Annotated in this window: 12 protein-coding genes; 7 read left to right on the top strand and 5 right to left on the bottom strand. The window is 60.7% G+C overall.

Annotated elements, in window-relative coordinates; all coding sequences use genetic code 11:
- The first annotated feature begins 9 nt into the window (after positions 1-9).
- From NF676_RS05300 to NF676_RS05290, 3 genes are all read left to right on the top strand, one after another.
- Complete coding sequence (locus NF676_RS05300) at positions 10-1,182, top strand: alginate O-acetyltransferase (protein WP_130900382.1); 1,173 nt, start codon at positions 10-12, stop codon at positions 1,180-1,182.
- A 14-nt stretch (positions 1,183-1,196) separates the two neighbouring features.
- The gene (locus NF676_RS05295) at positions 1,197-1,853 is read left to right on the top strand and encodes an alginate O-acetyltransferase AlgF (RefSeq protein WP_041479483.1); all 657 of its coding nucleotides are present in this window, start codon (positions 1,197-1,199) and stop codon (positions 1,851-1,853) included.
- A gap of 154 nt (positions 1,854-2,007) precedes the next feature.
- Positions 2,008-3,459 carry a mannose-1-phosphate guanylyltransferase/mannose-6-phosphate isomerase gene (locus NF676_RS05290; protein WP_024011673.1) on the top strand — a complete coding sequence of 484 codons (1,452 nt, stop codon included), beginning with the start codon at positions 2,008-2,010 and terminating at the stop codon, positions 3,457-3,459.
- A gap of 79 nt (positions 3,460-3,538) precedes the next feature.
- On the opposite strand, the gene NF676_RS05285 is transcribed toward NF676_RS05290, so the two are convergent.
- Positions 3,539-6,283 (bottom strand): RHS repeat domain-containing protein, encoded by a 2,745-nt coding sequence (locus NF676_RS05285; RefSeq protein ID WP_252887359.1) that lies wholly within the window; start codon positions 6,281-6,283, stop codon positions 3,539-3,541.
- Between the two features lie 170 nt (positions 6,284-6,453).
- Between NF676_RS05285 and NF676_RS05280 the strand changes: the two genes are divergently transcribed.
- The 3 genes from NF676_RS05280 to NF676_RS05270 all read left to right on the top strand — a co-directional run bounded on the left by NF676_RS05280 (position 6,454) and on the right by NF676_RS05270 (position 9,235).
- Positions 6,454-6,918 (top strand): hypothetical protein, encoded by a 465-nt coding sequence (locus NF676_RS05280; protein ID WP_056783040.1) that lies wholly within the window; start codon positions 6,454-6,456, stop codon positions 6,916-6,918.
- A 35-nt stretch (positions 6,919-6,953) separates the two neighbouring features.
- On the top strand, positions 6,954-7,778 hold the full coding sequence (locus NF676_RS05275; protein ID WP_252887358.1) for an SDR family oxidoreductase: 825 nt from the start codon (positions 6,954-6,956) through the stop codon (positions 7,776-7,778).
- A gap of 161 nt (positions 7,779-7,939) precedes the next feature.
- Positions 7,940-9,235, top strand: coding sequence for a hypothetical protein (locus NF676_RS05270; protein ID WP_252887357.1), 1,296 nt, complete (start codon positions 7,940-7,942; stop codon positions 9,233-9,235).
- 45 nt (positions 9,236-9,280) lie between these two features.
- Here the strand turns inward: NF676_RS05270 and NF676_RS05265 are convergent, their stop codons facing one another.
- The 4 genes from NF676_RS05265 to NF676_RS05250 all read right to left on the bottom strand — a co-directional run bounded on the left by NF676_RS05265 (position 9,281) and on the right by NF676_RS05250 (position 14,179).
- On the bottom strand, positions 9,281-10,147 hold the full coding sequence (locus NF676_RS05265) for an efflux RND transporter periplasmic adaptor subunit (RefSeq protein WP_252887356.1): 867 nt from the start codon (positions 10,145-10,147) through the stop codon (positions 9,281-9,283).
- A 10-nt stretch (positions 10,148-10,157) separates the two neighbouring features.
- On the bottom strand, positions 10,158-10,358 hold the full coding sequence (locus tag NF676_RS05260) for a DUF1656 domain-containing protein (protein ID WP_016771611.1): 201 nt from the start codon (positions 10,356-10,358) through the stop codon (positions 10,158-10,160).
- On the bottom strand, positions 10,348-12,540 hold the full coding sequence (locus NF676_RS05255) for an FUSC family protein (RefSeq protein WP_252887355.1): 2,193 nt from the start codon (positions 12,538-12,540) through the stop codon (positions 10,348-10,350). The genes NF676_RS05260 and NF676_RS05255 overlap by 11 nt, the downstream gene beginning before the upstream one ends.
- Before the next feature lie 139 nt (positions 12,541-12,679).
- Complete coding sequence (locus NF676_RS05250) at positions 12,680-14,179, bottom strand: efflux transporter outer membrane subunit (protein ID WP_252887354.1); 1,500 nt, start codon at positions 14,177-14,179, stop codon at positions 12,680-12,682.
- A gap of 272 nt (positions 14,180-14,451) precedes the next feature.
- Between NF676_RS05250 and NF676_RS05245 the strand changes: the two genes are divergently transcribed.
- Positions 14,452-15,420, top strand: coding sequence for a LysR family transcriptional regulator (locus tag NF676_RS05245; RefSeq protein ID WP_024011667.1), 969 nt, complete (start codon positions 14,452-14,454; stop codon positions 15,418-15,420).
- Positions 15,421-15,482: the final 62 nt, after the last annotated feature.

The raw sequence follows: 15,482 nt of genomic DNA, 5'->3' as shown, positions 1-15,482 counted from the left end.
GGATCTGACATGACCCGCTCATTACGCATCTTCTACATCGCCCTGTTCCTGGTGACGCTGTTGGTCCTCGGTCTGTGGTCGATTCGCAGCTTCTTCGGCTTCAGCACCAACGCCGACGCGACGGTGCTCAATGGCCGCTGGACCAAGGCGGTGGAAACCCACTACGACGATGAATTCCCGATCAAGCGTCTGGGCACCAACCTCTGGGCCGCGCTGGATTTCAAACTGTTCAACGAAGGTCGTCCGGGCGTCGTGCTCGGCCGCGACCAGTGGTTGTACAGCGATGAAGAATTCAACCCGATCGTCAACGAACAGCAGAACCTGCAAGGTAACTACGCGCTGGTCGAAGGCGTGCGTCAGACCCTGAAAGAGAAAGGCGTGAAACTGGTGATGGCGATCGTCCCGGCCAAGGTGCGTCTGTATCCGGAGCATCTGGATGAAGTGAAGCCTTCGAGCATTCACCAGAACCTGTATCAGGATTTCCACGCCCGTGTCGCGGCCGACAAGATCCTCGCCCCTGACCTGCTCGGCCCGCTGCAACAGGCCAAGCAGAACGGTGAGCAAGTGTTCCTGCGCACCGACACCCACTGGACGCCGGAGGGCGCCGAGATCGCAGCCAATACGCTGGCGAAAACCATTGCCGAGAAATTCCCGCTGAGCGGCGAGCCACAGCGCTTCGTTACCACGCCAGCAGAGAAGGTCACGCACAAGGGCGATCTGCGTCTGTTCCTGCCACTCGATCCGCTGTTCGAAAACATGATGCCGGCGCCTGAGCCACTGCTCAAACGCAACACCGTTGCCGCCGAACAGCCTGCCGGTGACGACGCCCTGTTCGCCAACAGCGAAGTACCGGTCGCGCTGATCGGCACCAGCTACAGCGCCAACCCCAACTGGAACTTCGTCGGTGCGCTCAAACAAGCGCTGCACAGCGACGTCGTCAACTACGCCGAAGACGGCCACGGCCCGATTCTGCCAATGCTCAGCTACCTGAAAAGCGATGACTTCAAGAACAGCCCGCCACAAGTGCTGATCTGGGAGTTTCCTGAACGATATCTGCCTGTGAACAACGAAATCGGCGACGCCGACCCGCAGTGGGTCGCAGAGCTCAAACAAGCCGGCGCCCGCCAACAAAACGTAGCCATCAACACTAAATCCGAGACGCCCGATCGGGCGCAAAACTGAAAGAGAGGTACACCATGACTTTCACTACTACTCCTCGTCGTCTCGCTAAAAGCTTCGCACTGGTTGCTGGCCTCAGCGTACTTTCCGTCCCAGCCTTCGCCGGTGGCGACGCCGCGCTGTACGGCCCGACCGCTCCGAAAGGCTCGAGCTTCGTGCGTGTCTACAACGCCAGCAACGCCGAAGTCAGCGCGACTGTCGGCAGCACCAACCTGAGCGACATCGCGCCACTGGCCAGCAGCGACTTCAGCTTCATGCCGGGCGGCGATTACAGCGCCAAGGTCGGTAGCCAGACCCTGCCGGTCAAACTCGCCGGCGACCACTACTACACCCTGGTCAACAACGCTTCCGGCGCGCCACAACTGATCGAAGAGCCGCCATTCAAGAACAAGCAGAAATCCCTGGTGCGTGTACAGAACCTCAGCGACAAATCGCTGACCCTGAAAACCGCCGACGGCAAGACCGAAGTGGTGCCGAACGTCGCTGCCAAGGGCCGTGGCGAACGTGAAATCAACCCGGTGAAAGTCAGCCTGGCGCTGTACGAAGGCGACAAGAAAGTCGGCGACGTGAAACCGGTCGCCCTGGAGCGTGGTGAGGCAGCCGTGCTGTACGTCACCGGCAACGGCAGCAACCTGTCGCCAGTCTGGGTGAAACGCCCGGTGTCGACTCGCTAATCCTTTTGTGAACTGACGCAGTACCCCTTGTGGGAGCGAGCCTGCTCGCGAATACGGTCTGACATGCAACATCAATGTCGACTGAGCCATCGCCATCGCGAGCAGGCTCGCTCCCACAGGGCTCTAACCAAATTGATTTTATGGAGTAAACACTATGATTCCGGTGATCTTGTCAGGTGGTAGCGGTTCGCGTCTGTGGCCTCTTTCGCGCAAGCAATTCCCCAAGCAATTCCTCGCCCTGACCGGCGAACACACGCTGTTCCAGCAAACCCTCGAGCGCCTGGTGTTCGAAGGCATGGACACGCCAATCGTGGTCTGCAACAAAGAGCACCGTTTCATCGTCAACGAGCAACTGGCCGCGCGCAATCTGGAATGCCAGCGCATCCTGATGGAACCGTTCGGCCGCAACACTTCGCCGGCCGTAGCATTGACCGCGATGATGCTGGTCAATGAAGGTCGTGACGAACTGATGCTGGTGCTGCCGGCCGACCACGTGCTGGAAGACCAGAAAGCCCTGCAACGTGCGCTGGCCCTGGCGACTGTCGCTGCCGAGAACGGCGAGATGGTCCTGTTCGGCGTACCGGCGACCAAACCGGAAACCGGCTACGGCTACATCAAATCCACTGCTGATTCGCTGCTGCCCGAAGGCGTCAGCCGCGTCTCGCACTTCGTCGAAAAACCGGATGTGAAGCGCGCCACCGAGTACGTCGAATCCGGCGGTTACTACTGGAACAGCGGCATGTTCCTGTTCCGCGCCAGCCGCTTCCTCGAAGAACTGAAAAAGCACGATCCGGACATCTACGACACCTGCCTGCTGACCCTTGAGCGCAGCCAGCAGGACGCCGACACCATCACCTTCGACGAAGCCACCTTCGCCTGCTGCCCGGACAACTCCATCGACTACTCGGTGATGGAAAAAACCCAGCGCGCCTGCGTGGTGCCGCTGACCGCCGGCTGGAGCGATGTCGGCTGCTGGTCGTCGCTGTGGGAAGTCAACGAGAAAGACGCCAACGGCAACGTCAGCAAAGGCGATGTGGTCATCCAGGACAGCAAGAACTGCATGATCCACGGCAACGGCAAACTGGTCTCGGTGATCGGTCTGGAAAACATCGTCGTGGTCGAAACCAAGGACGCGATGATGATTGCCCACAAGGACAAGGTCCAGGGCGTCAAGCAGATGGTCAACACCCTCAACGCCCAGGGCCGCAGCGAAACCCAGAACCACTGCGAAGTCTATCGTCCGTGGGGCTCGTACGATTCGGTGGACATGGGCGGGCGTTTCCAGGTCAAGCACATCTCGGTCAAGCCGGGCGCGTGCCTGTCGCTGCAGATGCACCACCACCGCGCCGAACACTGGATCGTGGTCAGCGGAACCGCCGAAGTGACCTGCGACGAAAACGTGTTCCTGCTCACCGAAAACCAGTCGACCTACATCCCGATCGCCTCGGTGCACCGCCTGCGCAACCCGGGCAAGATCCCGCTGGAAATCATCGAAGTGCAGTCGGGTTCGTACCTGGGTGAAGACGATATCGAGCGTTTCGAAGATATCTACGGCCGCTCCACCCCGATCGAACGCGGCGTGTCGGTGAAAACCATCGCGCAGTAATCGCCTGCTGAAACAAGAAGCCCTCGTCCAGCCCGTTGCGTTCCCTATCCGCAGCGGGCTGGGCGGGGGCTTTTTTTGTCTAGCCGAAGACTGAATTGCGGCGTCTCGCCAGTGGTGAATCTTCATCGACCGACTCGCCTTCCGTCGCCTGCGCCAGCCCCGCGGGACCTTGTGTAAACGCGGCTGCAAACAGTTGCTGCGCCAACGGTGTGGGCGTTGATTCCGGTTCTGCGAACAACGGCTGCCGCCGGGTCGATCGATTGAAGGACTGCAAGTCGACCGCCGGACTGTTCGAGGAGATGGCAAGAGGCACGGCAACGGGTGTGCTGAGCAGTTTGTACTGAATCCGCGTCTGAGCCTCGGAAACCTGCATGGCATTGCCCATTGCCACACTCAGTGAGCCCACCAACTGAGCTGCGGGGTTAGCGGCGTGCATCAGCAGATTTCCGCCGATCTGGAAGCCTTTGGCCACGGCACCGCGCCTGGCTGCAAGCACTTGCGGTTCTTCGACAGGGCTGTTGAACGCAACGGACATGGGTCCCATGATCCGGCTGGTGGTCTCCTCCCCCAACACCCGATTCATTGTCGAAGAAACGAATTCACCGGAGTGGTACAGCACGGCCCCCGAAGGTGGCGCGGTGTGCGTCCGGACGGCGGCAATGACATGTGCCTGATGTGTGTTGAGCACGGAGTTGTCCCGGGCTCCCAGCTCTGCCAGCGCTACCGGTATTTCGCGGCGGTAGGCCTGGACGTCGGGATTTGGGTCATTCTCGAAGTAACGGCGCACGGGCTGCATGCCGGCGGCTTGCACGGGATTGACCAGTTTCTTGTCGGCAAGATCGTGATACACCCGGTCGCCAGCACGCTTGTCGGGCTTGTCGGGCTTGCGCCCGTCGCTGTCCCTGTAAGTCATTGGGTTGTTGCGCAGCGCGCGGTAGCGATTATGGCCGTCGATCGCTCCACCAGGATCGCTGTTCAGCCAGCGTTGCAGCCACGGGACGTAATAGCGAAACCCGTAATAGTAAAGTCCCGTGGCGTCACGTTCCTTTGCCGAATACCGCGCGGTCTTGTAGCTGACGTCGGGTTCTTCGGCCCACGCCGTTGCACCGAATGGATAAAAATGCTCGCGGCTGATCAGTTGCGCATCCGCGTCCAGCTCAAGACTGATTGAGCCCAGATGATCATTGAAACTGTATCGGTAGAGATTATTGAGGCCGGTCGGCGGTGCGCTTTGCCAATGCAGGACGCGTACGATATTGAGTCCGGTCCGCACGATGATCACCTGCAGGCTCTCACCGGTGCCGGTATCGGTGCGTAATTCCAGCGCTGGCAGATAACGCACCTGTGCAAGAAGACTGCGTGCAGAGGCCCGTGACGAACGCGTCTTGCATACCCGCTGACCGGCGCCGTCATAGAGAAAGCTTTCACGATCATCGGCATCTGATCGGCGTGAGACGACCACGACCGAGTCCAGCTGGCAACGCAGATTCCACTGCAACCGGCGCCCCTGATCCAGCAACAGCAAATTACCCCGCGAATCGAAAGCTTCCGCGATCTCTGCTTCAGAGGGCGGCTTAACGTCGTGCCAGGGTAAACACCGATTGCTAAAGCGTGCGGCCTGCAGTTGATGACCTGGACTCTGTTGGCCGACGTGAGTCAGCTCGCGCAAATTGCCGCCGGCGTCGTAATGATAACGCTGGCTGTAGTTGGCGACAGCGGTCGGCCCGCCACCGCCAACGCCGGCCTCCCAGCCAGTGGCATGGGACAACTGATAAAGACTGTCATAGCGGTAACGACTGACCGGCTCGATACGCTGGTTGGCGAACCAGCGCACGGGCAATGCCTGGTCTTCGATACTCGTTACATTGCCCATCGGGTCGTAGGCGTAGATCAGATGCTGCAGCACATTGCCCAGATTGTCCCGAGCATGGCGAGTGAGCAGACAGCCGTCTTCGGGACGGTAGCTCAGCGTAGTCAGCACGCCGTTGCCTGCCAGTTCATGAGTGACTTGTCCGTAAGCGTTGTAGCGAATATCACTGACGACCGAATGGTTCTGAGTCTGAAGTTTGAGCCGTATTTCAACTGCGCGTAACTGGCCGTGGAGAGTCAGTGCGAAGGCCTGCCGATTGCCACCGGCATCGAACTGTTCGAGCACAGGTCCCAGCGGGGCATAGCGCCATTGTGTGGTTGCCCCTTGAGGTTCGAGCAACTTCTGTCGATCGGCGATAGCCTCTGGCCAATCCGCGGCAACCGGCTCAAGCGTGAAGTGACGGATGTTTTCACTGCACTGCCCGGTGATCGCAAACTGCGAGAACAGAACACTGCCACCGGGATCGTCATGACGAATCACTTGACCGAGCTGATTGCGCAGCGGATCGCCCGCGCCGGGGCGGCCATAGGCAAGGCGCTCGGAACAACGGCGAGGTACGCCGGTGCCTTCCTCGAACACCGCGACAGGTCGCAACAAGTCATCGTATGCAATTTCGCGGCATGTGCCACGGCTGTCCCAGTTGCACAACGTCTGGCCGGCCAAACCGGGCAACTGGACCTGGACTCCCGCATCGGTACTGTCCGAGCGCAGCGCGATATCGTTCAAGGCATGGACAGTGGTGAGGCTGGCGGGCGCTTGTGGATCATTCGCTTGCAACGCCCACAATCGCGCATCCCATTGTTTGACTGCACGGCCGGCGTTGTCGCGCAACGTCCGCTCGATCCGGGGCTCGCTTGCCAGCGCCGCATCGGCGCGCCAGTAGTTGACGCTGAGGATGGCCAAACCGCGCGGATCGTTCACGGCAAGCGTTGGCGTATTGCTGTGGATGCCCATAGTGCGTCAACGTCCCAGTGTGCCCTTGGCTCATGAGAGCAAGCGCGGAACCGCATTCCTACTGTCAGAAATTACAGTCCCGACCAACGGTGCGCACAAACTCGTCCCGAATACCCATTGCGCCAAGCCTTCGGTAGGATGGGGCTCACTCACCCACGGAGCGCTCACGCATGTTCATCGGCATCCTGCTGGTCATTACCTGGTTGATCCTGCTGCTGCGCTACCCGGCCAAGGCCTTGCCGGTTTCGGTAGCCGCTGCGATTGGCCTGGGTTTCGTGGCCATGTGGGTGGTGTGGCTGGACAACCGCGAGATCAAGCAACTGGCGCGTCTGGAACTGCGCATTGCCTACGCTCCCGAGCAATGCCCGGCCGACCGTCCGCTGCAATTGAAAATGAACAATGGCAACAATGTGCCGCTGACCGAGCTGCGCTGGCGCATCGCCGCTTATGCGCCGGGCGATACGGTCAACCTGGCCGACAATCAATACACTGCCCCACGCTATCGCGGCCCCGGCGAATTGCAGGCCGGCGCGACCTGGGAAGACTGCTTGCCACTGCCGCCGCTGCGCCCCGGCTATCGTCCGCAAACCCTGGAGTTTCGCGCCGAGCATTTGCAAGGTAGTTTCTCCGACTGATCCCCTCCCCCGACTGTTTGCACAAGGAATGCGCCATGCCCGTTGCGTTGATTACCGGTTGTTCCAGCGGCATCGGCCGCGCCCTTGCCGACGCGTTCAAAGCCGCCGGCTACGAAGTCTGGGCCAGTGCGCGCAAGGCTGAAGATGTCAGCGCGCTGAGCGCTGCCGGTTTCACCGCTATCGAGTTGGACGTCAACGATGGCGCCGCGCTGGAACAACTCGCCGAGCGTCTGAGCCAGCAACACGGCAGTCTTGATGTACTGATCAACAACGCCGGTTACGGCGCGATGGGGCCGCTGCTCGACGGCGGCGTACAAGCGATGCAGCGCCAGTTCGAAACCAACGTATTTTCGATTGTCGGCGTCACCCGCGCGTTGTTTCCGCTGCTACGTCCGGCCAAGGGGCTGGTAGTGAATATCGGCAGTGTGTCGGGTGTGCTGGTCACACCGTTTGCCGGCGCCTACTGCGCGTCGAAAGCGGCGGTGCATGCGCTTAGCGACGCGTTGCGCATGGAGCTGGCACCGTTTGGCATCCGTGTGATGGAAGTCCAGCCCGGTGCGATTGAATCGAGTTTTGCGAAGAATGCCGGACATGAAGCCGAGCAGTTGATCAACGAGCAATCGCCGTGGTTTCCCCTGCGTGAAGGCATTCGGGCACGGGCCAAGGCATCGCAGGACAAGCCAACACCGGCCAGTGAGTTCGCGGCTGAGCTGTTGAAAGCGGTGCGGCAGAGCAAGCCGCCACGGCTGGTTCGCATCGGCAACGGCAGCCGGGCGTTGCCGTTGTTGGCGGTGTTGTTGCCGAAGGGTTTGCTGGAATCGACGTTGATGAAGCGGTTCGGGTTGCGCGCCAAGCTCTGATCCCCAGTCGTTGCGACCAGCGGTAGCCAGACCTGTCAGAGTTGACAGTAGGCGCCCTCTAAGCGAAGGCCTATCGTGAGTTCAAGCCAGGTGAATAGTGTTAAGACAGCGTTAGCGCCCGGCGAGTAAACCGACCTCCCGACAACCGCGCAGGGACGTATATGGCAATCGCAGAGAAGGCCGCGAACATCAGGGCGACAATCGACGCTACATGGGGACGCGGCCAAGGCAAACTTCAACTTGACGATATATTCCAGGACGACCCGACGAAGTCCCGGCCCCTCACGGGGTCAACGCTGCTGCGCGATAAATCGTTGCTGGTCACCAGTACCTTCGACAAAGGCGTCTTCTTCATTTCCAAGCTGAACCACTTGGGTGCCGTAGACCTGGCGTTTGGGGTCGCAGGGCGTGTCACGGGTTCGTTCCTGGCCAATGAGCAGGCCTCTGGCGGGCCGATTGCAGAAGGTGCCGATGGGCGGCTGTTCATGGCAGGCAGCACAGCCAATGAGCAATCGAACGAGGTTAGCGCTGCGATTCTCTGCCTTGACAGCAAAGGCAATCGAGTGAGCAGCTTTGGCGAGAATGGCCAAGTCATCATCGATCCCCCAAACACACAACGGCTTACGAAAAAAGGCCCGGCATTCGTCTTCGCGCTACCCGATGGCAGCGTTATTGTCGGCGTTGATTACCACACGCCTGACGTGCTCAGGGCGCACCTTTACAAATTCGATGCGCAAGGCGCACCCGTGAAGGCATTCGGCACAGATGGCCGAGTTGAAATTAATCACGGGATGCCGCATGCATCGACTTCACTCAGCGACGGTTGCGTGCTCGACAATGGACTCTTGTTATTTGCAGGCTACGAAAAATACGAGCCCGACGTGAACACGGACGGTCTCCTCGTGATGTTGAATTCAGACAGTGGCGCGCTCCATGAGAGTTTCGGCCTCCCGGAAAGACCCGGGGTTGTGGTAGTCCGGTACAACTTCATGGGTGCCGAACTCAATACTGTGAGGCAGCGAGCCCCTGATAGATTTACGGCATCTGGCTACACCAACATGGGCAGCGGTGTCAGTGAGCGATACGGCATGTTGTTCGCCTTCGATGAAAAAGGTAAGCCCGATTTTGACGTTTTCGGCAATCCGAATGTCATGCCACTCCCACCAGCTCTCGGCAGCGACAGGCGAGTCAACTGGGCGGACCATGTTCCTTTCGCTGATAACATCGTAGTTTCTGGTGGAGACGAGAAGGGCAATTATATTGCCTGTGTGAAAACCCGTAGCGGTGGCTACAACTCCGCTTTTTCAGACGCGGGTGGCGTCATCCATCGCGAGGAGACCACCGACTCGCTCTCCAGGCTTCATTATCAGCAGGCCCCAGGCAAATTGATTGTTGCCCTCAACATCAATCCAGAAAACCCTCTGGGTTGTCTGTATCGCTACAACATTTCCCAGTAGCTGGAAGCATCACCGCGTCGCCCTGGTCAGGGGCGACGCGGTCGATCAATTGCCTGCCAGGTCCTGCTTCACCACTACCGTGCAAGTAATCCCCGCCGCCAGTAAAACGCCCTCTGGCACCTCATCAATATGAATCCGCACCGGCACGCGCTGCGCCAGCCGCACCCAGTTGAACGTCGGGTTCACGTCGGCAATCAGTTCGCGGCTTTCCGGGTTGTCGCGGTCGTAGATCCCGCGCGAAATGCTTTCGACATGACCCTTGAGCACTTCGCCGCTCATCAATTGCATGTCGGCTTGGTCACCGACTTTGACGTGCGGCAACTTGGTTTCTTCGAAAAAGCCGTAAACCCAAAATGAATTCATGTCGACCACGGCCATCTTCGCCTCGCCGATACGTGCGTAATCGCCGCGATGCACATTGAGGTTGGTCACGTAACCGTCCACCGCCGCACGCACTTCGGTGCGTTTGAGGTTGAGTTCGGCGGCTTCCAGTTGCGCCTGGGCATGTTGGTAATCGGCCAGCGCGGCGTCGGCGATGTTGCTGGCGTCGTCGCGGTTTTCCTTGGAGATCACCAGATTGTCGAGGTCGGCGCGGCGATGGGCGTTGACCTTGCGCATTTCCCAGGTCGACTTGCGCGAAGCGACCAGTGACTGCGCCTGCTTGACCGCAATGCGGTAGTGATCGGGGTCGATGCGCATCAGCAGATCGCCCTTTTTCACCAGTTGGTTGTCACGCACAGGCACTTCGACTACTTCACCGGTGACGTCGGCGGCAACGTTGATGATGTCGGCGCGAACGCGGCCATCGCGGGTCCACGGCGTGTTCATGTAGTGCTCCCACAACGTGCGGCCAATCCACAGCGCCAGGGCCAGCACCAGCAGGGTCGCGAGCAGGCTGAAAAACTTTTTCATCAAGATGTTCTCAACGGTAGACAGTCAGCGCCATGGCACCGAACAGACAGGTAAACAGGCTCAGGCGCAGCAGCGCCGGGTGCCAGAAAAAGCGGTACAGGTCGAACCCCGAGAGGAAGCGGTCAACTGCCCAGGCCAATCCCGCAGCAATGAAAAACATCAGGGTCATGGTCGGCATGTACACGCCGTGGAAGGCGATTTCACGAGGCATGGGCAAGTCCTTCGGGCCTGGCGGGAGCGAATTCGGCCAGGGGTGATTGCGGGTCGAGCAACGAGGTGCGAATAAAGTGCAGATAGCTTTTCACCCGGCGCAACGCGGAGGTATCGAAGTGCGGCGCGAACGGCTCATCGGTGGCGGCGACGCGGCTGATGGCGTGATCGACCGCGACCAGTGCGCGTTCGAGATTGCTTGCGTTCGGCTGCAAGAACAGCCGCACCAACGCACGCCCCATCACGCGGATTGCCTGACGCCACGGCTGCGATTCGGCATACGCCGGGTGCACCGGCAGGATCGCCTGCTCCTTGCGCAATTCGATGATCGCGTGGCCGACTTCCAGCACCACGAACATCCAGCGCAGCAGACTCTTTTGTACCTTCGGTTGCCCCGTCGCGAGGCCGTACGCCTGATGCAGCAGATCGCGGGTGCGGCTCTCGAAACTCGAGGCCAGGCCTTTGAGTTTTCCACTGATCGCATAGACCACTTGCCCGCGCAGATCCTGCTCCAGGCGCTGCCACAGCCAGCGACTGTTCGGCGGCAGAATAATCGCCCCCGCCGCAGCACACACGAGCATGCCCATGACCATGGCGATGTAGTCGTTGATGAAGGTATAGGGGTTGTAGATCGTGAGATTGTCCGGCACTGAACCGGTGCTGAAAAAAATCAGCAGGCCCAGTCCGACACCGGCGTATTGCGGCCGCGAGGCGAGGAACGAACCGAGCACGATCACCGGCGCGAGCATCACGCAGAGCAAGGGAAAACCTTCGATCCACGGGAAGATGAAAAACATCTCGACGAAGCCGATCAGCGCGCCGAGAAAAGTCCCGCAGGCCATTTGAAAAGCCATGCGTTTCGGGTTCGGTGTGGCGGCGGAAAGGCCGACAGTGGCGGCGGCGATCAGGGTCATGGTCGCCCCGCTCGGCCACGCGGTGGCGACCCAGTAACTGCCCAGCACAAGCAGAATGAACGAGGCGCGGATCCCCGAAGCGGCCGCCGCCCACCAGTTGGTTTGCGGGGTGAACGGCTCGTCCCAGCGTTCGCGTTCGTGACGATGCTCGCCCAGCGACGCGTGGGTCTGCGCATAGCTGTGCAGGTCATCGACGAAGCGGTAGAGCAATTCATAGGCGGTGTGAAAATCCAGTTGTTCGGCTTCGCTCGGAGCAGTGTCCTGAAAGATCCCGCGCAGGGTTCGGACACGTGCCGGCAGACCTTCCTTGTAGGTGGCCAACGCGGTCGCCAAACGTGCCGCATCCGGGCTGGTCAGCGCGCGACCGCTGAAGCCGTCGAGCACTTCGGCGAGGTCCTGCAAGCCCGGTTTGATCGCTGCCACGACGTGCTCTTCGCCATTGCCGTGCAGGCGTTCGAGCAATTGATGCAAGGCGTTGAAGCGCGTGGTGATGCCCATGAACTCACTGTTCAAACGACTCAGACGACCGTTGCGCCGGCGCATGTGCGGGTCTTCGAACACGGTCACGCTGCGCAGCCCTTCCAGGCCGACGGCTTCAGCAATGAAGCGCACGTTGCTGGCTTCGAACGCCTCTGCTTTGCTGCGCCCGCGCAAGCCGTCGGTGACGAAGAGCGCGAACACACCGAAGCGCTGATACAAGGCATTGCGCATCGCCGCACTGGCGGTCTGCGGCAGAATCGCCGCGCTGATCAGCGTCGAACAGAGAATGCCCAGCGAGATCTCCAGCACCCGCCACACTGCCGCCATAAAGGCGCCGTCGGGATGGGCCAGCGCCGGCAGACCGACCATCGCTGCGGTGTAACCGGCGAGCACAAATCCATACGCGCGAAAATTGCGGCAACGCGCGGCACCGGCCGAGCAGATGCCGACCCAGATCGCCAGCGAGCCGAGAAACAGCTCGGTGTTCTGCGCGAACAAAGCGATCAGCGTGACCATCATCGCCGACCCGGCCAGTGTGCCGAGCAAGCGATAGAAACTCTTGGCGAACACCTGGCCGCTCTGCGGCTGCATGACGATAAACACCGTGATCATCGCCGTGCGCGGTTGCGGCAATTCCAGACGCATCGCCAGCCATAGCGTGAGAAACGCGGCGAGCAACACCTTGAAGATATACACCCAGGTCACGCCATCGCTGCGTGCCCAGTCGAAAAAACCGCGACGCCATTCCAGGGAATGGAGCCAGCGCAGGGGGGCGGGCAAGGACGTCATTGAAAATACTCAGGCATGCAATGCGGACTCGAAACCTGTGGGAGCGAGCCTGCTCGCGAAAGCGCAGTCTCAGGCAACATGTTCATTGACTGATACGCACCCTTCGCGAGCAGGCTCGCTCCCACAATGGATGCTGTGTTCAACGCAGGAGCGCCGGGGTTTCCGGGGCCTGGGTCTGCTCGGCTGTCGGCACGTCATTACCCGCACCGAGGCCGCCCCCCAAGGCAGTCACCAGCTCAGCATGCGCACTCAATCGCGCGGCCTGCACTTGCTGCTGAACCTGCTGTTGCTTGAACAGCAAGGTCTGCGCATTCAGCACATTGAGGTAATCGGTGAGGCCGCGTTGATAGGCGATCATCGCGATGTCGTAGGTCTTCTGAGCTGCGGCAACGGACTCGGCAGCGAAGTCCTGCTGCTTGTCCATCGACTCGCGGCGGATCAACTGATCGGAAATGTTCTTCAGCGCGTTGATCAGGGTCTGGTTGTAGTGCGCCACGGCGATGTCATAACCGGCCGCCGCTTCGCCCAATTCGCCACGCAGTCGACCGCCGTCGAAGATCGGCAACGAGATCGCCGGGCCGACGTTGTAGTTGAGTTTCTTGCCGGTCAGAAACTCCAGCGCGCCGCCGCCCGTGGCCATGTAGCCGAGGCTGCCGACCAGATCGACGTTGGGGTAGAAACCGCCGTGGGCAACATCAATGCCACGCGCCTGCGCCGCCACTTGCCAACGACTGGCGACCACGTCCGGACGCTGCCCGAGCAGTTCGGCAGGCAATGCCGAGGGCAATTTCAACGGCGCCGCGAGGGACAGCGTCGGCCGCTGCAGTTGCGCCGCAGCGCCCGGGCCTTTACCGGCCAGCGCTGCAATCTGGTTGCGGCTAAGGGCGATTTCCTCGTCCAGCGCATCGAGTTGGCGATGGGTTTCCGGCAGCGGCGCTTCGGCCTGGCTGACTTCGAAATGCGTGCCGATACCGCCGCTGAGGCGTTTCTGCGCCAGATCGAGAATCTGCTGTTGCTGCTGGAGCGTCGCCGCGACGATGTCGCGCTGGGCGTAATGCAGCGACAACTCGATGTAGGCGCGGACCAGATTGCTCTGCAGTTCCAGCTGCGCCAGTCGCGCCTCGGCCACGCTCACATGGGCCAGATCCACCGCGCGTTCACTGGCATTGCGCTCGCGGCCCCAGAGGTCGAGGGCGTAGCTGAAGCCGAGCGCGGCGTTGTTGTCCCATGTGGTGGTATTGGCCAGTTCGCCGGGGCCGTAGAACTGATCGGTCGGCCAGTTGTGTCGCTTGAGGGTCGACTCGCCATTGATCTGCAACGCCTCGGCCGCTTCGGCAACACCGGCCATGGCCTTGGCCTGACGCACCCGCGCAGCGGCCATGGCCATGCTCGGGCTGCCTTGCACGGCGAGGTCGATCCAGCGATTAAGTTGCGCATCACCAAACGCCTGCCACCATTGGGCGCTAGGCCAGTGGGCGTCTTTGGCGGCCTCGGCAATGGCCGCGTCGGTGGCCAGTGAATCGGCCGCGAGTGCCTCGCCGTGAGGGGCAATGCCTTGGGTAGAGATGCAGCCGCCGAGAGCCAGGGTTAAAGCCAGAACACTGAGCGGCAAAAGCGCTCTGTTGATGCGACGCGGCACAGCTGCGAATTCCTGAGAAAGGGATCAATCGAGGGACTTGTGTAGGAGCTGCCGAAGGCTGCGATCTTTTGATCTTTTTAAAGACAACATCAAAAGATCGCAGCCTTCGGCAGCTCCTACAGGGATCGGCGCAATTCTATGGAGCTGCCTGTGCGGCGATAAGCTGGGATTTCTGTGAATCTTTGTTACGGTTAACGAGATAATCCCTTGGTCGGGGGTCTCAGCCCCTGAAACTTCGTGTCACAATTTGCCATCTCCCTTGAGAGCACCCCATGGACACTTTGCAAAACATGCGCGCCTTCAGTTGTGTTGCCGAAGCGGGCAGCTTCACCGCCGCCGCCGTGCAACTGGACACCACCACCGCCAACGTCTCGCGCGCGGTCTCCAACCTCGAAGCCCATCTGCAAACCCGTCTGCTCAATCGCACAACCCGGCGCATCGCCCTGACCGAAGCCGGCAAGCGCTACCTGCTGCGCTGCGAACAGATCCTCGCCTACGTCGAAGAAGCCGAAGCGGAAGCCAGCGACGCCCACGCGCGCCCGGCCGGCCAGTTGAAAGTGCACACCATGACCGGCATCGGTCAGCACTTCGTCATCGACGCCATCGCCCGCTACCGCAAGACCCACCCCGACGTGACCTTCGACCTGACCCTGGCCAACCGCGTGCCGGACCTGCTCGACGAGGGCTACGACGTGTCCATCGTGCTGGCCAGCGAACTGCCCGACTCGGGCTTCGTTTCGCAGCGCCTGGGCATCACCTACAGCATCGTCTGCGCCTCGCCGGCGTACGTGAAAGCCAACGGCGCTGCGCAGAAACCCAGCGACCTGCTCAACCACGCCTGCCTGCGCCTGGTCAGCCCGGTGATCCCCCTGGAGAAATGGGCCTTCGACGGCCCGGACGGCCAGGAAACGGTCACCATCAACAGCTCGCCGTTCCTGGTGAACTCCGCCGACGCCATGAAAACCGCCATCACCAGCGGCATGGGCGTCGGCGTGCTGCCGGTCTACGCCGCCATCGAAGGCCTGCGCAACGGCACCCTGGTGCGCGTGATGCCGAACTACCGCTCGCAGGAACTCAACCTCTACGCGATCTACCCGTCGCGGCAGTACCTGGATGCCAAGATCAAAACCTGGGTGGAGTACTTGCGTGGGTCGTTGCCGGAGATATTGGCGGCGCATCAGGCGGAATTGGTCGCGTATGAGTTGAGCGGGAGTCTGGCTGGCGCGCGCGTCGCCACCTGACTTTAAACACCGCTGACTTCGTGCAGGAGCTGACGAGTGCAACGAGGCTGCGATCTTTGGAT

Source organism: Pseudomonas siliginis (assembly GCF_024072275.1).
Lineage (GTDB): Bacteria > Pseudomonadota > Gammaproteobacteria > Pseudomonadales > Pseudomonadaceae > Aquipseudomonas > Aquipseudomonas siliginis.
Note: the sequence above shows the minus strand (reverse complement) of the source record. Positions and strands in the feature narration are given on the sequence as shown.